The sequence below is a fragment of the Pseudomonadota bacterium genome, assembly GCA_010028905.1.
Lineage (GTDB): Bacteria > Vulcanimicrobiota > Xenobia > RGZZ01 > RGZZ01 > RGZZ01.
In genome coordinates this window covers 1-22,001 of sequence record RGZZ01000029.1, presented here as the reverse complement: position 1 = coordinate 22,001, position 22,001 = coordinate 1, and the positions used below count along the sequence as shown (strand labels likewise).

The 22,001-nt window shown below is 65.7% G+C and carries 19 protein-coding genes and 3 tRNA genes; 19 read left to right on the top strand and 3 right to left on the bottom strand.

All coding sequences use genetic code 11. The features are described 5' to 3' along the window. Nucleotides 1-653: 653 nt before the first annotated feature. Nucleotides 654-1,163, top strand: a complete 510-nt coding sequence (locus tag EB084_04105; protein ID NDD27430.1) for a hypothetical protein — start codon at nt 654-656, stop codon at nt 1,161-1,163. A gap of 51 nt (nt 1,164-1,214) precedes the next feature. On the opposite strand, the gene EB084_04100 is transcribed toward EB084_04105, so the two are convergent. Continuing rightward, complete coding sequence (locus tag EB084_04100; protein NDD27429.1) at nt 1,215-1,613, bottom strand: response regulator; 399 nt, start codon at nt 1,611-1,613, stop codon at nt 1,215-1,217. Between the two features lie 204 nt (nt 1,614-1,817). On the opposite strand from EB084_04100, the gene EB084_04095 reads away from it, so the two are divergent. From EB084_04095 to EB084_04065, 7 genes are all read left to right on the top strand, one after another. Next, nucleotides 1,818-1,893: transfer RNA gene (locus EB084_04095), tRNA-Lys, on the top strand. Nucleotides 1,894-1,925: 32 nt separating this feature from the next. Then, a tRNA-Leu gene (locus EB084_04090) sits at nt 1,926-2,012 on the top strand. A gap of 35 nt (nt 2,013-2,047) precedes the next feature. Further along, nucleotides 2,048-2,122, top strand: a tRNA-Gly gene (locus tag EB084_04085). 117 nt (nt 2,123-2,239) lie between these two features. Continuing rightward, nucleotides 2,240-3,721 carry a trigger factor gene (tig, locus tag EB084_04080; GenBank protein ID NDD27428.1) on the top strand — a complete coding sequence of 494 codons (1,482 nt, stop codon included), beginning with the start codon at nt 2,240-2,242 and terminating at the stop codon, nt 3,719-3,721. Between the two features lie 301 nt (nt 3,722-4,022). Continuing rightward, complete coding sequence (gene clpP / locus EB084_04075) at nt 4,023-4,637, top strand: ATP-dependent Clp endopeptidase proteolytic subunit ClpP (protein ID NDD27427.1); 615 nt, start codon at nt 4,023-4,025, stop codon at nt 4,635-4,637. Between the two features lie 97 nt (nt 4,638-4,734). Beyond that, nucleotides 4,735-5,997, top strand: coding sequence for an ATP-dependent Clp protease ATP-binding subunit ClpX (clpX, locus tag EB084_04070; protein NDD27426.1), 1,263 nt, complete (start codon nt 4,735-4,737; stop codon nt 5,995-5,997). A gap of 162 nt (nt 5,998-6,159) precedes the next feature. Continuing rightward, nucleotides 6,160-8,856 carry a valine--tRNA ligase gene (locus EB084_04065; GenBank protein NDD27425.1) on the top strand — a complete coding sequence of 899 codons (2,697 nt, stop codon included), beginning with the start codon at nt 6,160-6,162 and terminating at the stop codon, nt 8,854-8,856. Here EB084_04065 and EB084_04060 read toward each other — a convergent pair. Together EB084_04060 and EB084_04055 are read right to left on the bottom strand one after the other, a co-directional pair. Then, the gene (locus EB084_04060) at nt 8,816-9,913 is read right to left on the bottom strand and encodes a SigB/SigF/SigG family RNA polymerase sigma factor (GenBank protein NDD27424.1); all 1,098 of its coding nucleotides are present in this window, start codon (nt 9,911-9,913) and stop codon (nt 8,816-8,818) included. The two genes, EB084_04065 and EB084_04060, sit on opposite strands and share 41 nt — an antisense overlap. Nucleotides 9,914-10,064: 151 nt before the next feature. Next, the gene (locus tag EB084_04055) at nt 10,065-11,681 is read right to left on the bottom strand and encodes a hypothetical protein (GenBank protein NDD27423.1); all 1,617 of its coding nucleotides are present in this window, start codon (nt 11,679-11,681) and stop codon (nt 10,065-10,067) included. Nucleotides 11,682-12,013: 332 nt separating this feature from the next. On the opposite strand from EB084_04055, the gene rpsB reads away from it, so the two are divergent. The 11 genes from rpsB to EB084_04000 form a co-directional block, all read left to right on the top strand. After that, nucleotides 12,014-12,919 carry a 30S ribosomal protein S2 gene (gene rpsB / locus EB084_04050; GenBank protein NDD27422.1) on the top strand — a complete coding sequence of 302 codons (906 nt, stop codon included), beginning with the start codon at nt 12,014-12,016 and terminating at the stop codon, nt 12,917-12,919. A gap of 131 nt (nt 12,920-13,050) precedes the next feature. Next, nucleotides 13,051-13,734, top strand: coding sequence for a translation elongation factor Ts (tsf, locus tag EB084_04045; GenBank protein NDD27421.1), 684 nt, complete (start codon nt 13,051-13,053; stop codon nt 13,732-13,734). Nucleotides 13,735-13,812: 78 nt separating this feature from the next. Then, complete coding sequence (locus tag EB084_04040) at nt 13,813-14,529, top strand: UMP kinase (GenBank protein NDD27420.1); 717 nt, start codon at nt 13,813-13,815, stop codon at nt 14,527-14,529. Then, on the top strand, nt 14,530-15,087 hold the full coding sequence (locus EB084_04035) for a ribosome recycling factor (protein NDD27419.1): 558 nt from the start codon (nt 14,530-14,532) through the stop codon (nt 15,085-15,087). It abuts the gene before it with no gap. Between the two features lie 16 nt (nt 15,088-15,103). Then, complete coding sequence (locus EB084_04030; protein NDD27418.1) at nt 15,104-15,982, top strand: isoprenyl transferase; 879 nt, start codon at nt 15,104-15,106, stop codon at nt 15,980-15,982. After that, on the top strand, nt 15,979-17,004 hold the full coding sequence (locus EB084_04025) for a phosphatidate cytidylyltransferase (protein NDD27417.1): 1,026 nt from the start codon (nt 15,979-15,981) through the stop codon (nt 17,002-17,004). The genes EB084_04030 and EB084_04025 overlap by 4 nt, the downstream gene beginning before the upstream one ends. A 30-nt stretch (nt 17,005-17,034) precedes the next feature. Beyond that, a complete protein-coding gene (locus EB084_04020) occupies nt 17,035-18,228 on the top strand; it encodes a 1-deoxy-D-xylulose-5-phosphate reductoisomerase (GenBank protein ID NDD27416.1) in 1,194 nt (397 codons plus the stop codon). Nucleotides 18,229-18,302: 74 nt separating this feature from the next. Beyond that, nucleotides 18,303-19,487, top strand: coding sequence for an RIP metalloprotease (locus EB084_04015; GenBank protein ID NDD27415.1), 1,185 nt, complete (start codon nt 18,303-18,305; stop codon nt 19,485-19,487). A 61-nt stretch (nt 19,488-19,548) separates the two neighbouring features. Then, a complete protein-coding gene (locus EB084_04010) occupies nt 19,549-20,259 on the top strand; it encodes a nucleoside monophosphate kinase (GenBank protein ID NDD27414.1) in 711 nt (236 codons plus the stop codon). Continuing rightward, entirely contained in the window at nt 20,252-20,872 is a 621-nt protein-coding gene (locus EB084_04005; protein NDD27413.1) for a Crp/Fnr family transcriptional regulator, read from the top strand. Before EB084_04010 ends, EB084_04005 begins: the two co-directional genes overlap by 8 nt. A 1-nt stretch (nt 20,873) precedes the next feature. Next, nucleotides 20,874-22,001: metallophosphoesterase (locus EB084_04000; GenBank protein ID NDD27412.1), on the top strand; the 1,128-nt coding region annotated here is incomplete at its 3' end.

Here is a 22,001-nt window from a genome sequence, read left to right as displayed (position 1 = left end):
CCCACGGTGTCGTGGTGGACATTGGCTTGTCCCCCACGGTGTCGTGGTGGACAGGCTCCGCACCGCCCCGCACCGCACCCGTTCCCGGCACATGGCAGAATGTCAACATCCGGGTGCCGGAGCGTTCTTGACACCCCCCGGGGCGCGTGCTATGCTCTGCCCGCGCCATCGGCTCACCCCCGCTTGTGCGCAGAAGCCGACGTGCTCGCCTGTCATAGGGCCTGCGCGTCTCGCCCGCCATCTCGCGGGCACAGGAGCAGTTCCACGGATGTCCATCCCGCCCAGGGAAGTCCAACCAAATACCGATGAACCGTCCGGAGCGCGGGGCGAAGAGCCGCCGGCTAGACGCACGGTTCGCGGGTGGCGCCTCTCGGCACTGCAACCGGCTCGAACGAGTCGCTGACGCACGAGGGCGCGCGGCGTTCGCGGTTGTGAACGCCCACCTGCGTGCCGTCTCCGCAGAGAGCCTGCTCTCTGACGCGTCTTCCAGCTCATCGCCCCTCATCCGCCTCGCGTCGTGGCCTGGCCACGCGTGACCCGGGCTCGATTCGAGCCCATCCCCTCGTGAGTCGGTGCCGTCGTCGCCCGCGCCTTCAGTGCAAGGCGCGTCGATGGTGCGCCACCTGCTCACGCGGATGACGAGGAGGCCCTTCATGCCGTCTATCGATGAGACCGTCACGCTGCGTCCCGAGAACGCGTCGCAGCCCCGTCAGTCTGCCCGAGGCCGCCTGACCTCGCTCGTCCTCGAGATGGCGGAGACGCCCGAATCCGATGCCGCATTGCTCGATGCGCTTCGCGCGCTTCTCGACGAGGTGGTGGCGCTCGATGTCCGCTTTCCTTTCGAGCTGGCGGTTCATCTGCAGGAAGAGCTCGGGCGCTCCCGCGTCGCGGCGGTCGTTCTCGTGGAAGCCTCGAACCGCTGCTTCGGCGCGCGCCGTCGCTTGGGGAGGACCATCGCGCTCCCGTTGTCGCTGCGCCCTCTCATGCACCGCGCGCTCTGCGCTCCAGCCGATGCCGCCTATGCCCTGGCGTGGCAGGTCAGCCGCTACGGCTGGGTGGTCCCCGCACTCCTTCGCGCGACGCTGTCTGAGGTGCTCTCGACGGGGCGTACCGTCGTTGATGCTCCGCGCCACGTGGGCGATTCGCAGGCAGCGCCGGTCTGATCGCGACCAGAGCTCGTCGACGGCGACATCTTGTCGCCGTCAGCGACCCGATCAGGCGTTCGTGCTCTCCTGGCCGGAGTCGCGCAGCAGGGCGTCGACCATGCGCATGAGCTCGACGAGGTCGAAGGGCTTGAAGAAGACCGGCGCTTCGAGTGCCTCGATTCGGTCTTGCGTGGTGTCGTCGACCACCGCTGTGATGAAGGCGATGGGCAGGGAGCGGCGCTCGGAACGAATCGTGCCCGCCAGATCGAGGCCGCTGCCGCCCGGCATGTTGATGTCGGTCAGAACCAGATCGAAGGCGTGCGCCTGAAGCGCCTCCAGCGCCTCCTGCGGACTCTCCACGGCAGTCACGTCATGGCGGCGTCCGAGGGCGCGCACCAGGATGCCCCGTATCATGGCCTCATCGTCGACCACGAGAATCGAACGACGATCGCTGGAATCGACGCTCACGCTTCCTCACCTTCCTGCTGCACGCACGAACCGGCCCGCGCGACAGCGGGACCTGCCCTGGATGTCAGGGTTTCCAACTTCCATCGAAATGTCCTATTGACAGCCTCCAACGTTCGGTTTATAATCACAGTCGCCTCGCGGGCACCCCCCTCGGAAACGCCTATACGGCGCCACTGGCGCGGGTCGCGCGCGAATGCACAAGACGGGCTACTAGCTCAGTTGGTAGAGCAGCTGACTCTTAATCAGCGGGTCTGGGGTTCGAGTCCCTAGTAGCCCACCATAAAGATCATCTACGTCGTGCCGATGCGTCGCGCAGGTGTGGCGGAATTGGCAGACGCACCAGACTTAGGATCTGGCGGGAGCAATCCTGTGGGAGTTCGAGTCTCCCCGCCTGCACCACTCATCGAAACGACTGGGTTGGCCGGGGAGAACGTGCGGAAGTAGCTCAGCGGTAGAGCATCGCCTTGCCAAGGCGAGGGTCGCGAGTTCAAATCTCGTCTTCCGCTCCAAAGAGACGAACAGACCGGCCGCAAGGCCGGTTTGTTCGTTCTCAGACCAGGAGAACGCAGGCTCCATCGCGCACTACAGGGGGTTGCCCCGCAGGCCCTGCCCCCAGATGTGGCAAGATGCGCGAACAGGGCATCGTGAACAGGAGTGCCGTCATGAAAGTCGTGGTCAGTGAGAAGTCTTCCATCGAGCGTGAGCTCGAGGTATCGGTCGAGTCGTCGAAGCTGACGCAGAGCTGGGACAAGCATCTGCGCAACGTGATCCGCCAGGTGGCCATTCCGGGCTTCCGCCGCGGCAAGGCGCCGGCGGCGCTGGTCGAGCGCTACGCCAATCGCGAAGAGCTCCAGCGAACGGTGTTCGAGGAGGTGGGCGTGCCCGCCTATCGCGCCGCCATCGAGCAGGAGCAGCTGAGCCCCCTGGGTGAGCCGAACGTGCAGCTGGTTCAGTTCGAGAAGGGCAAGGATCTCGTGTTCAAGGCGCTCATCGAGATCCGCCCCGAGGTTACGGTTGACGAGGCTGAGTACAGCGGTCTCGAGGTCGAGGTGGCCAAGCTCGAGATCACCGACGCCGAGGTAGGCCACGTGCTCGACGACTTCCAGCAGAAGGCGACCCGCACGGTGTCGGTCGACGAGAGCCGTGGCCTCGAGACGGGCGACATCGCCGTGGTTGACTTTGACGCGACCCACGATGGGCAGCCCGTGCCGAACGGCAACGGCACCGACTTCCAGATGAAGATCGACGACTCGCTGTTCGTTCCCGGCTTCGCCGAGAAGCTCCACGGTCTGAAGGCCGACGAGAAGCGCGAGTTCGAGTTCGATTTTCCGGCGGAGTACGGCAACGCGAGCCTGGCGGGCCGCACGATCCACTTCCGCTTCACCCTGAAGGGCATAAAGAAGCAGGAGGTTCCCGCGCTCGATGACGACTTCGCCCGCGAGGTCTCGAGCTTTGCCTCTCTTGACGAGCTCAAGGCTGACATCCGCGAGCGCCTCGTGCGCAACCTCGAGCTCGAGGCCGGCCACCACGCCGTTCGCCAGCTCGCAGAGAAGAAGACCGAGGTGCCCGTGCCCCGTGCCTTCAGCAACAACGTCATCATGCAGACCCTCGAGAACCAGGCGCGTCAGCTGGCGCAGATGGGAATCCAGTTCGAAGACTTCCTGCGCCGCCAGAACATCGAGCCCTCCTCCCTCGTTGAGCGCATGCGTCCCAGCGCCGAGGTATCGGCGCGCGGCGAGATGATTCTCGAGTCCATCATGCGCGCCCTCGAGATCTCTGTCTCCGACGCCGACCTCGACGCCGAGATCAAGCGATTCGCCGAGTCTCAGCAGCGTGATGAGGCAGACGTGCGGGCCGAGCTCGAGAAGCAGGGTCACGTAGAGGCCTTCCGCGCCGACCTTGCTCGCCAGCGCACCCTCCGCGCAATCGCCCTGAAGACGCGGTGGGTGCTGCCCAAGACCGAAGAGGAGCCTGCGCCGGCGGCCGCCGAGCCCGAGGCGGAGGCGTCTGCCGCCGACGAAGGCGGCGACAAGCCCGAGAAGGCTGCGAAAGCCGAGGCGAAGCCCCGCAAGAGCCGTGCCAAGGCGGCTGCGACAGCCGAGGAATAGCCTGCGCGGTCGGGCGCCGCGTCGGCGACCCGAACCGTGCGGGTCACGCTTGCGCATCTGTGACGGGCCCCGAGAGGGGCCTGTTGCTTTCTCTGGGGAAGGGCGAAGCCTTTGCCCCGCTGCGGCCTGGGGGAACCCTTTCGGGCCTCGTCTCGTCTGCCTCTCGAGCAAGGCGCATCTCGCAGGAGACGCCTCCCTGAAGCGAGAAGCCTCTGGCTGTCACCCATGCCCGTCAGACCTGTGCGCGGTTTCGCACGTCGAGACAAAGGGCAGAGCATGTGTCAAGGAGTCCCTACCACAGATGGAAGACCGGATCGCGCGGGCCCAGCACCTGGTGCCGATGGTTGTGGAGCAGACCGCTCGGGGCGAGCGCTCTTACGACATCTACTCGCGACTGCTCAAGAGCCGCATCATCTTTCTCGGTGACGCCGTCGATGACACCGTTGCCAACCTCATCATCGCCCAGCTGCTCTTCCTCGAACAGGAAGATCCAGACAAGGATATCGATATCTACATCAACAGCCCCGGCGGGTCGGTGAGCGCTGGCCTGGCCATCTATGACTGCATGCAGCTGGTGAAGCCCGAGGTCTCCACCGTCTGCATGGGGCTCGCGGCGAGCGCGGCCGCGCTTCTCCTGGCGGGCGGCGCGGCGGGCAAGCGCTACGCGCTGCCCTTCTCGCGCATCCTGATCCATCAGCCCTGGATCAAGTCCATCGGCGGGCAGGCCACCGACGTAGACATCCAGGCCAGAGAGATCCTTCATACCCGAGCCACGCTCAACGGCATCCTGGTGCATCACACCGGGCAGCCGCTCGAGCGCATCCAGCAGGACACCGAGCGAGACTACTACATGTCGGCTGAAGAGGCCAAAGCGTATGGGCTCATCGACAAGGTCATCAGCAAGGAGTCGCGTTAGACAGCCCCCCATGGGGTAGAAGAATCGGTAGCAGACATAGCATGCTCGTGGCTCCGGCACAGCTTCTCCCGGAGGCACCAGACATTCGGAGGTTGACATGTTTCACTTCGGAGACCAGCGCGGACAGCTCAAGTGCTCCTTCTGCGGCAAGAACCAGGAGCAGGTCCGCAAGCTCATCGCGGGGCCCGGCGTCTATATCTGCGATGAGTGCATCGACCTGTGCAACGAGATCATCGAGGAAGAGCTCTCGCGGCACACGGAAGACCTGCAGCGCTTCCGCAACCTGCCCAAGCCCAAAGAGATCAACACCATCCTGAACCAGTACGTCGTGGGCCAGGAGAAGCCGAAGAAAGTCTTGTCTGTGGCGGTGTACAACCACTACAAGCGCATCCACCACACCCAGGGCGCGGGCAGCGACGACGTCGAGCTGCAGAAGAGCAACATCCTGCTCATCGGGCCCACGGGCTGCGGCAAGACCTATCTCGCCCAGACGCTTGCGAAGATCCTCAATGTGCCGCTCGCCATGGCAGACGCCACCTCCATCACCGAGGCAGGCTACGTGGGCGAAGACGTGGAGAACATCCTCCTCAAGCTCATCCAGGCGGCCGATTACGACGTCAAGCGCGCCCAGCAGGGCATCGTCTACATCGACGAGATCGACAAGATCGCGCGCAAGTCTGAGAATCCGTCGATCACCCGCGACGTGTCGGGCGAGGGCGTGCAGCAGGCGCTGCTCAAAATCCTCGAGGGCACCGTGGCCAACGTGCCTCCGCAGGGAGGGCGCAAGCATCCCCATCAAGAGTTCATCCAGATCGATACCACCAACGTTCTCTTCATCTGCGGAGGCGCGTTCGAGGGGCTCGACAAGATCATCGAGCAGCGCACCCGCGAGCAGTCGCTCGGCTTCCGCGCCAACATCGAGAAGCGCAAGGAGCGCAACATCGGTCAGATCCTCGCCCAGATCATGCCCGAAGACCTGCTCAAGTACGGCCTGATCCCTGAGTTCGTGGGCCGCCTCCCCATCGTGGTCACCCTTGACGCCCTCGACGAGGAAGCGCTGAAGCGCATCCTCACCGAGCCGCGCAACGCGCTAATCAAGCAGTACCAGAAGATCTTCCAGATGGACGGTGTCGAGCTGGTGCTGTCCAAGGAGGCGGTGGCGGCCATCGCGGCCGAGGCACAGACCCGCAAGACCGGGGCCCGCGCGCTGCGCTCCATCATCGAAGAGGTGATGATCAACATCATGTACGAGATCCCCTCGCTCACCGATGTGCGGCAGGTGATCGTGACCCCGGAGGTCATCACGAAGCGCCAGGAGCCCACCCTCGTCTATGCCGAGGAGGAGAAGGCCGCTTCTTAGCGCGTCTCCTTCGCTTCGAACAGCCCCGCGTGTCGAACGTGACGCGCGGGGCTCGTTTCTTTCATGGGCCTTGCCCTGGCGCTCGCAAGAGGGCGCCCCTGCCAGGGCGGCGAACCTTCTCCGACCTTTTTCACACCCGTCACACCAACAAGGAGCCGCTTCATGAGTCAGTCCGAGACCGCCCCGATGGACAAGGTCTACCAGCCCGCCGAGGTCGAGCCGCGATGGTATGCGTTCTGGGAAGCCAACCAGATGTTCGGCGCTCGTCCCAACCCTGACCGCAAGCCCTTCACCATCGTGATCCCGCCGCCCAACATCACGGGCTCGCTGCACATGGGCCATGCCCTCAACAACACCATCCAGGACATCCTCATCCGCATGCGTCGCATGCAGGGCTTCGAGACGCTGTGGGTTCCCGGCACCGATCACGCGGGCATCGCCACCCAGGCGGTGGTCGAGAAGACCATTGCCAAAGAGGGGAAGACGCGCTTCGATCTGGGGCGTGACGCGTTCATCGATCGGGTCTGGAAGTGGCGCGATGAGTCGGGCCGGACCATTGTCGGCCAGCTGAAGCGCCTGGGGGCTTCGTGTGACTGGTCACGAGAGCGCTTCACCATGGACGAGCAGTGCACCCGGGCCGTGCGCGAGGCGTTCTACCGGCTCTACAAGAAAGGGTGCATCTATCGCGGCAAGTACATCGTGAACTGGTGTCCGCGCTGCCTCACGGCCCTCTCCGACCTCGAGGTCGAGCACGAGACCGACAAGAACGGCAAGATCTACCACGTTCGCTATCCCATCGATGGCGAGGGGTTCATCACCATCGCCACGACACGGCCAGAGACGATTCTGGCTGACACGGCCATCGCGGTCAGCCCGCGCCAGACCTATACCGATGCCGAGGGGAACGAGCAGCCCAACCCCTGGAGCCACCTGGTCGGGAAACAGGCCACGCTTCCGCTGGTGGGGCGGCGACTGCCTATCATCGCCGATGACCACGTCGAGCTCGGGTTCGGCACCGGCGCGCTCAAGGTCACGCCGGCCCACGACGCCAATGACTTTGCCATCGGTCAGCGTCACGGCCTCGAGACGGTGGTGTGCATGAACGACAAGGGCGTCATGTCGGCCGATTTCCCCGACTACGCGGGCCTCGATCGCTTCAAGTGCCGCACGAAGATCGTCGAGGATCTCGAGCGCGAGGGCTTCCTGGTGAAGATCGAGCCCTACGAGGTGGCGCTTGGAACGTGCTACCGCTGCCATACCGTTCTCGAACCGTATCTCTCTGACCAGTGGTTCATGCGCATGGAGGAGATCGCACGTCCGGCGATCGAGGTGGTGAAGCAGGGGCGCGTGCGCTTCCACCCGTCGCGCTTCTCTGATCTCTATCTGCGCTGGATGGAGAACCTGCGCGACTGGTGCATCGGTCGCCAGCTCTGGTGGGGCCATCGCGTGCCCGTATGGACCTGCGCCAACGGCCACGCCGACGCCTATCGCGAAGACCCGGGGCAGTGCTCACAGTGCGACAGCACGGCACTTGTGCAGGACAGCGACGTTCTCGACACCTGGTTCTCGTCGGCCCTCTGGCCGCTCTCCACGCTGGGCTGGCCGGACGAGACCCCCGACCTCGCCTATTTCTATCCCACCAACGTGCTGAGCACCGATCGCGGCATCCTGTATCTCTGGGTGGCGCGCATGATCATGACAGGGCTCGAGTTCAAGGACGAGATCCCGTTCTCCGACGTGTACATCCACGCGACGGTTCTCACGAAGGACGGGCGCCGGATGTCGAAGTCGCTGGGCACGGGGGTCGATCCGCTCGGCCTGTTCGATCAGTACGGAACCGACGCCACGCGCTTCGGGCTTGCCTGGATGACGGGTCAAGGCCAGGACATCAAGTTCTCCGAAGAGCGCATCCAGATGAGCCGCAACTTCGCCAACAAGATCTGGAACGCGGTGCGCCTGGCCCTGCGGTTCGTGCCCGCTGAAGGCGAGACGTCTGCGCTCTCGCGCGGGGAGGGCTGGAGCCTCTACGATCGCTGGATCGTCTCGCGTCTTCAGGCCGTGACCGATACCGTGACGCAGTCCGCAGATCGCTTCGAGTTCGATGGCATGACCCGCGTGCTCTACGACTTCTTCTGGGACGAGGTCTGCGACTGGTACCTCGAGCTGGTGAAGCCGGTGTTCTACGATCGCGCTGACGCGGCCGAGCAGCGCGAGACCGGGCGCATCCTCGATCATGTGCTCAGCACGTTCCTGCGCCTGCTGCATCCGCTCATGCCGTTCATCACCGAGGAGTGCTGGCACGCCCTGCCCGGTCAGCGCGGCTCCATCGTCACGGCGACGTGGCCCACGCCGCAGCCGGCGCTGCGCGATGCGGAGGCCGAGACCCGCATGGGGCTGGTGATGGATGTGGTGCGCGCGCTGCGCAACATGCGCGCCGAGGTCGGCGCGCGTGACGAGATGGACGCCGTCTTCGTGTTCGAAGACAACGCGAGCCGCGAGACGCTGATGGCCAATCACGACGCCTTGCGACGCCTGGCCCACGTGGGGGCGGCGCGCGTGGTCGCGTCTCTCGACGAGAACCCGCCGGCCGCGCTCAGCACCCGCTGCGGTGGGGGTGAGGTGTTCCTGCCGCTGCCGGCCTCCATGGATCTGTCGAAGGAGGTGGAGCGGCTGTCGAAGGAGCAGGTGAGCATCGAGGCCACCATCGAGGGGGCGCGACGCAAGCTCGAGAACCCGGCCTTCGTCGAGAAGGCGAAGCCAGAGGTGGTGGCGCGCGAGCGTGCTCGCCTGGCGGAGCTCGAGGAGACCCGTCAGAAGGTCACTCAGCGTCTCGAGATGATGCGCGGCCTGACGCGCTGACGCTTGCGGCTTCGCGGCTCGCTGTGGCCGCGCTGAAGGCCCGCGCTTCCTCCTCCGTCAGGGTTCGTCGAAGGGCGCTCAGCGCGCGGTGGAGGATGCGGGAGACCTGCATCTGCGAGACGCCGATGCGGCGCGCGATCTGCACCTGGGTCTGATCGCGGAAGTACGACAGGTACACCACCGTCTGCTCCTGCGGGCTGAGCGATTGCAGCGCGGTGGTGATGTCGACCTTGGCCTCGGTGCGCTCGAAACCCCGTTCCATCTCGCCGAGGAAATCGGTCAGGGCGGCGCTCTTCTCGCTGTCGTCGCCGCCTGTCTGCACATCGAGCGAGAGCGTGTGGTAGTTCTGTCCGAGCTCGAGGGCCTCGAGAACGAGCTCGAGGGGAACGCCGAGGGCTTCGGTGAGCTCGGCGGGAACCGGTGGGCGCCCCAGCACGCGCATGAGCTGCTCGGTCATGCGGTTGATGGCCAGGTGTGTCTCCTGCAGGCGCCGTGGCACCTTGAGCATCCACCCCTTGTCACGGAAGTGGCGCTTGATCTCCCCCACGATGGTAGGGGTGGCATAGGTCATGAAACGCGCTCCCGCCGTCGGGTCGAAGCGCTCGATGGCCTTGATCAGTCCGATGAAGGCGATCTGGCGCAGATCTTCCACAGGCTCTCCCCGATTTGCAAAACGGTTTGCGAGGTAGGAGACCAGTGGGGTGAATCGATCGACGAGCATGTCGCGCAGCGCTGGATCTCGCCTGATGTGGTATTCCCCGAACAAGGCTTCCGCCTCGAGAGCGCGTCCGCGACGCGCTTCGCTTGCGGTGGCGGGAGGGGAACCGTTCTCCTGTCTGTGGCGGGTGGGAGAGACAGCAAAAGAAGAGCGAGCCGTGTTCGTCGTCATGGGGGACAGCAATCCAATCTTGCGATCTTGATCGGGTCCCGCCGGCGTGGACGGGAACGCGGACGACTCCTGGCGGGCTCCCGGCCGAGAAGCCACCAGTTCCTTCCCGTCGCTGACCGGCGGTGCGCGCTTGCACGTGCGCCGACAGGCCTGACGGGTGTGATGCATATACCGTCGCCGCAGTCGCTCTACACGTGACTGAGAGATGTTCAATGCCGACGGCGGATTGCGACCGGCGAGGTCTTCCCCATCTTGCGTTGCGGGTTCGGCCCTGGGGACGTGGTGACGCCCGTGGCGATTGCGGGTGCTGCGCTGACGCTCAGCGCGTCCAGCGCTCGGCTTCGCGCTCGAGCCGACGCGCCTCGGTCTCGTCTCCCTGGTCGCGTGTCAGCGGAGCGAGCCGCGCGTAGGCGGTGGCGGACGTGGGGCAGAGCGAGATGGCCTGCGTGTAGGCCTTTCGTGCCTCGGCAGGGTGGTTCTCGCGCAGGTCGAGATCGCCTTCGACGACGTAGCTCTCTGCGTCTTGGGGCACGTTCGCATGTGCCGCGCGCAGCGTCTTGCGGGCTTCTTCGAGGGCGCCGGGCCGGCCCGTGGCGGCGAGGTCGATGAGGGCCCGCGCCTTGTTCGCGTAGGCACTTCCCAAGCGCGGGTCGCGCTTGATGGCGGCTTCGAACATCTGAAGCGCTTCAGCGGTCTTGCGCCGGCGCGCCAGACAGGTACCGAGGTTGTTGTATGACGATGCGCGGTCGGGCCAGGCTGCGATGACGCGTCGATAGGCGGCGATGGCGTCCTCGTCGCGCTGCAGCGCCTCCAGGGTGCGGCCGCGGAGGAACTGCCCGAGCGGATGGTCGGTTGCCGACGCATAGGTGGCCAGGAATGCGTCATAGCAGGCGAGCGCCCCCGCCGCGTCGCGGCAGCGACGCCGCGAGTCGCCGCGATAGACCATGAACCGCCGGTAGCGCGCATCGCGCTGGGCGGCGGAGAGGTAGGCGGCCGAGTCTGCGCTTCCCCCGCGCTCGTCGATGAGCGCGCCGAGGAAGCTCGTTGCGGGATCGACTGCGGGCAGCGTTGACAGCCGCTGCCGTGCTTCTGCGAGTCTTCCTTGATGGGTCAGCGTGGCCGTCTCGAGTGCGGCCTGCAGGGGGGGAGGGGCATCGCGCCTTCCGTACGCGCGCAGCGCGCTCTCGCACAGCGGACCCAGCGACGCGTACTCCAGCGGGAGGAATCCCCCCTCGACCGACAGCGACACGGTGGCGATGTCCCACGACAAGCCGCGTTCGCTCAGGTCAGCAAACACGGTGGACGGCGTCAGCCTCGGCACGTCGAGCACGCGCTGATCGAAGCCGGCCGGCGTGGTGAAGAAGTCGACGTCCACGTCGAGCAGCACGGGCTCTCCGAGGTCGGGGAGATCTTCGAGTCGACTGATGGTGAGCGGCAGTCCGCCCGCGTCTCCGCTGACGCGGTTGCCATCGGCTGCCAGGCCGTCGGCTTGTGCCGCGGAGAGGTGCATCTGGGCCGACAGCAGGTTCCGGTAGGCCTGCAGATGCTGGCTTGTGGGCGCTTCGTCCGGGACGACCCATACGACGCGCCTGGCCATCCCGGTCTTCCATGCGACGTACAGGAAGTTCGCGATGTCGAGGGGATGGCGCTCCAGCGTATCGACCTCGTAGGGCCTCCACTCGAGCACCTTCGGATCGGGCGCGGCCGCGATGCGCGTGATCTGCGCGTCGCTCAGCCAGTTGAGGTCGGAGTGGCCGTCGAGATGCACGACGACGCGATTCTTCACGCCCCTGGCAGCCCATGTGAGGTAGGTGCCCGAGTGGTTGTCGAATGAGACCACCGTTCCTGGGGCTCCTGCTTTGGTGGGGGAGAGGGGACGGTGGCAGCCTCCCAGCGCCAGGAGGCAGAGCAGCATGACGGCCGCGCGCTTCCACATGGTGTCGAGGCTTCCCGGAGCGCGATGGGAACTCCTTGTCTGCGCCTTCAGCCCTCGCGCGTCTCGCCGAGGCTGGGCTCGGAATCGCTGCCCATGTCCATCTTGCCGTCTTCAAAGGAGTGTGATATACTCTGTCGGTCTTTCCGCACGGGGGTCTCCCGGCGGATTCGACCCTCATCACACACGCTTTCGATTCCCGCGCGGGTGCCGCGTGGCGCGTGTTCACCTCTCGAGGCCCTTCTGAGGCTTCTGTCGAGGGTGCAGTGGCGCTGTCCGGTTGGGCGGGTCTGAAGAAGCGGAGGAACACCAAAACCCGAAAGGCAGGTACTAGCGTGGCTATCGTCTCGATGAAACAGCTCCTCGAGGCGGGTGTCCACTTCGGGCATCAGACCCGTCGGTGGAACCCGAAAATGGCACGCTACATCTTCACGGAGAGAAACGGCATCTACATCATTGACCTCCAGAAGACGGTGGTCAAGGTGAAAGAAGCCTACAACTTCGTGAAGGAAGTAGCGAAGCAGAGAAGGCCGATCCTCTTCATCGGCACCAAGAAGCAGGCGATGGAGGCGGTCGCCGAAGACGCCGCCCGCTGCGGCGAGTTCTTCGTCAACCAGCGCTGGCTCGGTGGCATGCTCACGAACTTCAAGACGATCTCGCGTCGCATCGCGCGTCTCAAGGAGCTCGAGCGCATGCGCGAGAACGGTGAGTTCGATCGGCTCACCAAGAAAGAGGTCAAGCGCCTCAACGACGAGATGGGCAAGCTCGAGCGCTTCCTGGGCGGCATCAAGAACATGCCTGACCTCCCGGGCGCCATCTACGTGATCGATCCGCGCAAGGAGCACATCGCAATCATGGAGGCCCGCAAGCTGGGCATTCCCGTGGTGGCGATCGTCGACACCAACTGCGATCCGGATCTCATCGACTACCCCATTCCCGGCAACGACGACGCGATTCGCGCCGTGCGCCTGCTCACCGGCAAGATGGCCGACGCAGTGCTCGAGGCCAAGGCCGAGATCGAAGCCGAGATGCCGGAAGAGGCCCGTTTTGCGATGGAGGAAGACGAGGGCGGCGTGACGCTGGCCATCGTGACGCCTGGCGAGACGGTCGATCTGGTCGAGGCCGGTGGCATCGGTGCTGCGCCCGAGGAGTACTCCGCCGAGGCCTACGCGCCGACCGGCCAGGAGCTCGTCTACGTCGCCGATGACGCGGCACAAGCCCCCGTCGAGGGAGCCGTCTAGACCCCCCGCGGCGTGGAGGCGCTTCCGCCTCCCGCCGCCCCTGAGCCGACCCGCGATGGTGTCGGACACGCATGGCAGCGGGGCGCGGAGCCTGGCTCGGTCTCCTTGACCGGCAGGGCTGCGACGCCCCGATGTCACATCCCCCCGAACGCGTCCAATCAACGATTCGTCTCAACGATCCAAAGGAGGAACCCGTCTTGGAAATCTCAGCCACGATGATCAAGGAGCTGCGCGAGAAGACCGGCGCAGGCATGCTCGACTGCCGCGAGGCGCTCAAGCAGAACGAGGGCAACCTGCAGAAGGCCATGGACTTCCTGCGCCAGAAAGGCATCGCCTCGGCAGACAAGAAGAAGGACCGCGCCACCGCTGAGGGCCGCGTCGACTCTTACATCCACGCCATCGGCGCGGCCGCTCGCGTGGGTGTTCTCATCGAGGTGAACTGCGAGACCGATTTCGTCGCCAAGACCGACGACTTCAAGAACCTCGTGCGCGACGTGGCGATGCACATCGCCGCCCTCTCGCCCGTGTACGTCACCCGTGAAGAGGTGCCCAAGGAGCTCATCGAGCGCGAGCTCGACGGCTACAAGAAGGCTGCCATCGAAGAGGGCAAGAAGCCCGAGATGGCCGAGAAGATCGCCCAGGGCAAGGTCGACAAGTACTTCGAGCGCCTCTGCCTGTACGATCAGCCGTACGTCAAAGACGACAAGAAGACCGTCGGCGAGTACATCCGCGAGACCATCGGCAAGCTCGGCGAGAACATCAAGGTCGCTCGCTTCGTTCGCTACGCGCTCGGCGAGAGCGCTCCGAAGGAGTAGGTCGGCCCACGAGGCCGTCGCGCTGGCAGACGTCGGCGCGACGGCCTTCGTACAATCTCTTGCTCTGTGGGAAATGCCATGACCACGCTCAAGTACAAGCGAATCCTTCTCAAGCTCAGCGGTGAGGCGCTGGCGGGCGACAACGACTTCGGCATCCACATGCCCACGGTCGAGACGTATGCTCGTGAGGTCAAGGAGCTGCGCGATCTCGGTGTCGAGGTCGCCGTGGTGGTGGGGGGAGGCAACATCTGGCGCGGTCGCCTTGCGCCGAAGATGGACAGTGCCACCGCCGACCACATGGGCATGCTCGCCACGGTGCTCAACGCCCTTGCGCTGCAAGACGCCCTCGAGCATCTGGGCGTTACCGTTCGTGTTCTCACGGCGGTGACCATGCAGCAGATCGCAGAGCCCTTCTACCGCCGGCGCGCCCTGCGCCACCTCGAGAAGGGAAGGGTGGTCATCTTCGGAGGGGGCACGGGCAACCCGTTCTTCACCACCGACACCACGGCCGCGCTGCGCGCGCTCGAGGTCAACGCCGAGGCTGTTCTGAAGGCGACGAAAGTCGACGGCGTCTACGACATGGACCCGCAGAAGTATCCGCAGGCCACGAAGTTCAAGGAGATCGAATACGTCGACGTGATCCAGAAGGGGCTCAAGGTGATGGATTCCACCGCCGTGTCGCTCTGCTGGGATCACAAGCTTCCGATTCTGGTCTTCAACAGCGCCGAGTACGGGAACATCAAGAAGATCGTGCTCGGCGAAGAGATCGGAACGCTCGTCAAGGAGGTCGGTTGAATGGTGGAGCAAAAGGTGTTCAGCGATGCCGAGGAGCGCATGAAGAAGGCGTTCGAGCATCTCAAGAGAGACTTCACGTCGATTCGCACGGGGCGCGCAACGCCGTCCCTGCTCGACCGCATCCACGTCGAGGCCTACGGGCAGCAGATGCAGGTGAACCAGCTTGCCAGCGTCACCTCGCCCGAGCCTCGCATGCTCGTGGTGACCCCGTATGACAAATCGGTGATGGCGTCCATCGAGAAGGCCATCCAGAAGTCTGATCTCGGCATCAACCCCACGAACGACGGCACCAACATCCGCCTTCTGCTCCCCTCGCTCAACGAGGAGCGCCGCAAGGACCTGGTCAAGCAGGTCAAGAAGCGCACGGAAGAGGGGAAGGTGGCGCTGCGAAACGTTCGTCGCGACGCCATCGAAGAGGCCAAGAAGCAGAAGGACGCCGGTGCCTCTGAAGACGACATCAAGCGTGCCGAGCAGCAGATCCAGAAGATGACCGACAAGTTCATCGCCGAATTCGATCAGGCGCTCTCATCGAAGGAAAAAGAGATACTTGAGATCTGAGCCCTCGGCGCCGTTCCTGCGCAATGCCACGGGGGAGGAGACCCAGGCGCTCTCGTCCCTCGATGGCGGGCGTCTGCCGACGCACCTCGCGGTCATCATGGACGGCAACCGCCGCTGGGCTCGCTCCCGCTCCCTTCCCTCGCTCATGGGCCATCGCGCGGGGGTGCGCGCATTTCGCGATGTGGTTCGCGCCTGCAGCGACCTCGGCATCCGCGTGCTCACGGCCTACGCCTTCTCGCTCGAGAACTGGAAGCGCTCGGAGAGCGAGGTGGGCCTGCTCATGCGCCTCTTCGAGCACTACAGCCGCAAGGACCGCGCCGACATGCTGGCCAACGGCGTCCGCTTCCGCGTCATCGGCGACGTTGAGTCGCTGCCTGCCCGGGTGCGCGAAGCCTTTGCAGAGACCAGTCGCGTCACCGCAGGCAACAGCCGCCTGATACTCAACCTCGCGGTGAACTACGGGGCCCGTGGTGAGCTGGTGCGCGCCGCGCGGGCGCTGGCCGCCGAGGTGCGCGACGGTCGTCTCGACGCGGAGGCGATCTGCGAGGCCGACATCGAGCGCAACCTCCACACCGTCGGGCTGCCGGACCCGGACCTGCTCATTCGCACCAGCGGAGAGATCCGGGTCAGCAATTTCCTGCTCTGGCAGATGGCCTATACCGAGTTCTGGTTCACTGAGCGGTGCTGGCCCGATTTTCGCCGCATCGACCTCGTGCACGCGCTCCTCGACTATCAGACACGCGAGCGTCGCTATGGCGGAGGGTCCGCCGAGGCTCCGCGCGCCCTTGATCCTTCCCTGCTTTCCCTGGACGCCGAGGTCGCTCGTCTTGATCCTGGGCGCTCCGAACGCACGATGCTGGAGGGCGCTTCAGCCCTCGATGAGGTGAATCGATGAAGCTTCCCCGCCCGGATGAGATCACCCGCTCTCTCGAAGACATGCTCCGCCGCCGTGGTGAGCGCGGCGGCAGCGCGTCACGCGAGCGCGATGAGAGCGCGTCGCGCGCCAACCGCGCCCCCCGCGAGCGCCGTGCGCGCAAGGGAGAGCGCAAGCCCGGCGCGCGGCACAACCTGCTCTCGCGCGCCATCACCGGGCTCTCGCTCTCCGGCCTCACCGCCTTGCTCATCATCATCCATCCCCACGCCTTCGCGCTCGAGGCCATGTTCTTCACGGTCATCGGCCTCAAGGAGATGTGCGATCTCGCTTCGCGCAACGGGGTCTCCCCGTCGTACCCGGTGGCGCTGCCTTGCTCCCTGGCCATTCTCGCGGCTGCATCGTGGGCACCGGCGCACACGCCTCTCGTGCTCGCGCTCTCGGTCATCTTCACGCTCACCTGCATGACCTTTCGCAGGCGACCGGCCGCAGCGGCGCAGGCGGGGGGCTTTCGCGGCGCCCGTTACCTCGACGGCATCGTCACCGTCTTCTCTTTCCTGTACGTGGGCTGGCTCTTCGGCTTCTGCCTGCAGGTGCGCAACCTCCCTGGGCGGGTGGCTGGACCGAACGGTCTCACCATCGACGCCGGCGCGGCCTACCTCATCATGCTCATCTCGGTGACCGCCTTCTCTGACGTGGGGGCCTTCACGTTCGGCCGTCTGTTCGGACGCCATCCCCTGGCGCCGGAGATCAGCCCGGGCAAGACCGTCGAGGGCACCTTCGGTGGCATTCTGACGAGCGCCGTGGGCGCCGTCGCCTTCGGGCTGTGGCTGGGTCTGGCCCCTGCGGCCTGCGCGCTCACCGGCGTGCTGCTGAGCGTGGCGGGCCAGCTGGGAGACCTGTGGGAGTCGATGATGAAACGCGACGCCGGCATCAAGGACTCGGGTCGCGCGCTTGCGGGCCACGGAGGGGTGCTCGATCGCTGCGACTCGCTCTTCTACGCCATGCCCGTGGGCTATCTGCTTCTCACGTACGTGCTCCTCTGAGCGCGTCGCAACTACCTGGAGATCGCGTCAATGAAGAACATCGTCATTCTCGGCAGCACCGGGTCGATTGGAACCCAGACCATCGAGGTGGTGGTGCGCCATCCAGAGCGGTTCTCGGTGGCGGGCCTTGCAGCCGGCTCATCGTGGGAGGAGGTGGCGCGCCAGGCCGCACTCGTTCACCCGCAGCGCGTGGCCATGCACGACCTTACGGCGGCGGCGCGTCTTCGCGAGGCCCTCGCCGCCTCGCCGGAGACCCGCGACATCGAGGTGCTCGAAGGGCAAGAGGGCATCATGGCCGTGGCGTCGATGTCGGCCGACATGGCGGTCATCGCCCTGGTGGGCGTGGCTGGGATGCTGCCCACGCTGCGCGCCATCGAATCCGGGATGGACATCGCGTTCGTGAACAAGGAGACCCTGGTGGTGGGTGGCGAGCTCGTCATGGCCGCGGCCCGTCGCCACGGGGTGAAGCTGCTGCCCGTCGACAGCGAGCACTCGGCGCTGTTCCAGTGCCTGAACGGCGAAGACCCGACGCGCATCGCGCGACTTGTTCTCACCTCGTCCGGCGGCCCCTTCCGAACCTGGCCCGAGGAGCGCATCCCGGGCGCCACCGTGCGCGAGGCGCTCAAGCACCCCACCTGGAGCATGGGCTCGAAGATCACCATCGACTCGGCGACTCTCATGAACAAGGGCCTCGAGGTCATCGAGGCCTATCACCTCTTCGGGGTTGGCTTCGACAGAATCGACGTGCTCGTGCATCCGCAGAGCGTCATCCACTCCATGGTCGAGTTCGTCGATGGGGCGGTCATGGCGCAGCTCGGAACCCCTGACATGAAGGTGCCCATCCAGTATGCCCTGAGCTGGCCGGAGCGTATCGGGCCGCCCTGGAACCGCCTCGATTTCACCCAGGTCTCCGCCCTGACCTTCGAGTCGCCTCGACACGCGGCGTTCCCGTGCCTGGGCTTCGGCTACGCGGCCGGACGCGCGGGAGGAACCATGCCCTGCGCGCTCAACGCCGCCAACGAGATCGCCGTTGCGCTGTTCTTGCAGGAGAAGATTGCCTTTGGCGCAATTCCCGCGGTGCTCGAGGCCACCATGTCGGCCCATCGCTTCATCGCCGAGCCCACCCTCGATGATCTCATCGAAACAGACCGGTGGTGCCGATCCCACGCCCGTGAGGTCGGGGAGCGGTCGCCCGCCGTCATCAGCGCGGGAGGCACGACCTGAGAACCGGCCCTGTGCTCTCTCGACGGTGGGGAACTTCAAGCCGTTCCTGACGTCGCCATCATCGGTCAGCCCGTATGCCCGTGGGCGTCTCCTGGAGGTACAATCGCACCATGCATCTCATCTTGACGAAGCTCGAGTGGCTCGCCGCCAACTGGGTGGCTCTCGCTGTCGTTCTCCTCTCGTTCGGGTTCATCATCTTCGTGCACGAGCTGGGCCATTTCCTGACGGCCAAGCGCGTCGGCATCACCGTGTACGAGTTCGCCCTGGGCTTCGGCCCGAAGCTGTTCGCCCGCACGGTCGACGGCACCGAGTACTGCCTGCGGGCCTTTCCGCTCGGCGGGTTCGTGCGCATGGAAGGCGAAGACGACCCCGACGCCAACCCCGATGATCCGGGAAGCTTTCTCAACAAGCCCTGGATGAGCCAGATCGTGGTTCTCGGCGGCGGTTGCTTCATGAACTACGTGTCGGCGCTTGCGGCCTTGCTGCTGCTGGGCTTTGTGCACGGCAGCATGCCGAACCCGGACCGCATGCTGGTGCCGCTCAACCTTGTCGGTGGCATTCAGGACGGGTCGCCCGCGGCGAAGGCGGGCCTGGCGGTCGACGATCGCATCGTGGCCATCAATGACGCGCCGGTCGAGAACTTCCTCGACGTGGTGAGCAAGGTCAGAGGTCACGGGGGCGAGGAGATCAAGGTCTCCGTGGTCCGAGAGGGCAAGTCCATCGACTTCCGGCTCGTGCCTCTCGCGGTCGATGACGGCTCTCCGGAGCATCGCAAGATCGGGCGCATGGGCGTGATTCCCACGAGCAAGGGCACCATCGCCTGGGTGCCCATCGACAGTGCGGCTGACTGCTTCAGCCGCTCGGGTCAGTGGATCACGAAGATCACCTTGCTTCCCTTCGAGATCCTGTCGCGTCTCACGCGTCACGAGATCACCGTGAAGGAGGTCGGCGAAGGGACCGGCGGTCCGCTGCTCATCGGGCAGATGCTCTTCGAGGTCTACCATCAGGGCATCTGGGCGCTTCTCTTCTTCTGGGCCATCATCTGTACATCGGTGGGGAGCTTCAACCTGTTGCCCATTCCCGCGCTCGACGGGGCCCGCATCTTGTTCGTGAGCATCGGCGCGCTGCGGGGACGTCCCATCGACCCGCGCAAGGAAGGTGTGGTGCACCTGGCCGGTCTGGTGGTTCTGCTGTGCGCCATGGCGGCGTTCAGTGTGCACGATGTGATCCGGATGTGGCAGGGCGTGCACTTCTTCTGATCTGATCGCAACGCGCAGAGATGACAGCTTCTCGCCTGATATCGCTTGCAAGTTCACGCCTGTGCCTCTCGCCATGACGAGCGACCGCACGCCGCCGCTCCCCGCCACGTCCTGCAGGCCACTGATACTGGCGGGGCCGCCAGGGTCCGGCAAGACGACCCATGGAACGGCCCTCGCACAGGCCCTGACCCTGCCCGAGATCTCCATGGGGAACCTGCTGCGCGACGAGGTGCGGGCCGGAACGGCCCTGGGGGTGCAGATTGCGGCCGTGCTCGCGCACGGTGATCTTGTGGCCATCGACGTGGTCGAGCAGGTGCTCGAGAAGCGCCTTCGTGCGCCCGACGCGGCCTTGGGCTTCGTGCTCGACGGCGTGCCCCGTCGTCTCGATGACGCCCATCTGCTTGAGCGTCTCTGCGACAAGATGGGGCTGCCTCCCGTTCCCATGCTGCTGCTCGCGGTTCCGGACGCCGAGATCGTGGGTCGCGTGGCGAATCGGCGGGTCTGCGACAACCAGCACATCGTTGATCTGGTTGTGCACCCTCCGGCACAGGCCGGGCGGTGCGATGTCGATGGGCTCCCGCTGCAACGGCGCGCCGATGACGAGCCCTCGGTGGTGGCGCATCGCCTGGCCGTCTACCATCAAGAGACCGAGCCCGTCATCGCCTGGTACGCCTCTCGGGGGCTGCTTCGCCGCATCGACGGAGTCGGCGCGGTCGACGAGGTGAGCCGTCGCGTCATCGAGGCCGCGCGGGAGCTCTGGCCCCATGCCTGACGCGGGTGATCCCGGCTTGCGCGCTCTTGAGAAGGCGGGCGTCGAACGCTTCCTGGAGGCGGGTGCCATCTTGTGGCAGGCGGGCGATGCCGGAATCTCGGCGGCGTATCTCCTCGAGGGCGTGCTCGAGGTGATCGGCGAGAGCGAAGACGGAGAGCTGCTCGTGCTGCGACGCGTCGACTCGGGTACGCTGCTCGGCGAGATGTCAGCCCTCGAGGGCACGACGCACTCCGCCACGGTTCGGGCCGTTGCCCCGAGCCGCGTCCGCATCATCTCGGCCGGGGCGCTCCAGCAGCTGGTGGCCGCGCATCCGGCACTTGCGCTGACGCTGCTGCGCGCCCAGTCGGAACGGGTTCGGGCGCTCAGTGGGCAGGTATCCGTTCTGGCCTTCGAGAGCGTGGTGAGACGGGTGGCGCGTCATCTTCTCGCGCGCGCAGAAGCGGGCGAGCTGCGGCTGGGCGTCACGCACCAGGAGATAGGCGAGCGGGTGGCCGCAACACGCGAGAGCGTGACCAAGGCCCTCGGCGCGCTCGTGAGATGTGGAGCGGTGCGCCTGCGTCGCGGTGAGGTGGAGATCTGTGATATCGACGTGCTTCGGGAGGCGGTGGGCTGACATGCGTTTCAAGGTGGGCGGGGCACTCGTGCTGCTCTTGTTCTGTGCCGCCATCGCCGCGGTGGAGGGCCGTTCTGCGGCCTTCGTGATGAAGCCCTATCTCCAGCTCGGAACGGATCCCCGTGCGGGGGCGCTCTCTGTGGTCTGGCTCACGACCGACGAGGAGGCCCGCTGGAGCGTCGAGGCGACCCGCGCCAGAGCCGGCTCGGTCTCGATGGCGCGGGTGCGTCTCTGGGGACGTTGCTATCGTCAGTACAGCGCGTCGCTCGTGGGCTCGGGTGAGTTCGAGTACGCCGTGCTGCGAGACGGTCGCGTCGAGATGCGTGCCCGCGCGCAGGCCCCTCCTCGTCCGGGGGAATCTTTCCAGGCGGTGGTCATGGGCGATCTGGGTCCTGGAACGGGTGCTGAGCGCGCGGTGGCGAGCGCGGTGCACCGCGACGCCCCCGGACTCGTGGTCATTGCCGGCGACATCGCCTACCCCCGAGGCACGCATGGCGACAACCTGCGCAACGTGCACGCAGTCTACAACACCGACCGCCTCATGCCGGGCATCGGGGTTCCCCTCATGCGGTCGGTGATCTTTGCCGCGGCGCCCGGCAACCACGACGTGCCCGTCAATCGAGAGCGGAGCATCTCGCTCGACCGCTGGCCAGACGCACTGGCCTATTTCTACGACTGGGTGCAGCCGTTGAACGGTCCGACGGTGCCCGGGCCTCGCCTCGATGGCGATGCCGCGCGCGTGGCCGACTTCCTGGCGTCGAGTGATCGACGCTTCCCTCGAATGGGCACCTACTCGTTCGACTGGGGGTGCGCGCACTTCACCGTGCTCGACTCCACGCGGGCGGTCGACTGGACCGACCCCGCGCTGCGCCGCTGGATCGTCGCAGATCTCGAATCGGCGCGAGGCGCCGCATGGCGCTTCGTGGTGTTTCATCACCCCCCGTTCCACAGCTCACGAACCCACGCCAGCGATCAGTGGATGCGCACCTTGTCTGACGTATTCGAACGCGGTCACGCGGACGTGGTCTTTGCGGGACATGTGCACAACTACGAGCGGACGCATCCTTTGCGCTTCCGAGCGCGCAAAGGGGGAGATGGCCTCCTGGTTGCGGCGGACGGTCGCGTCGAC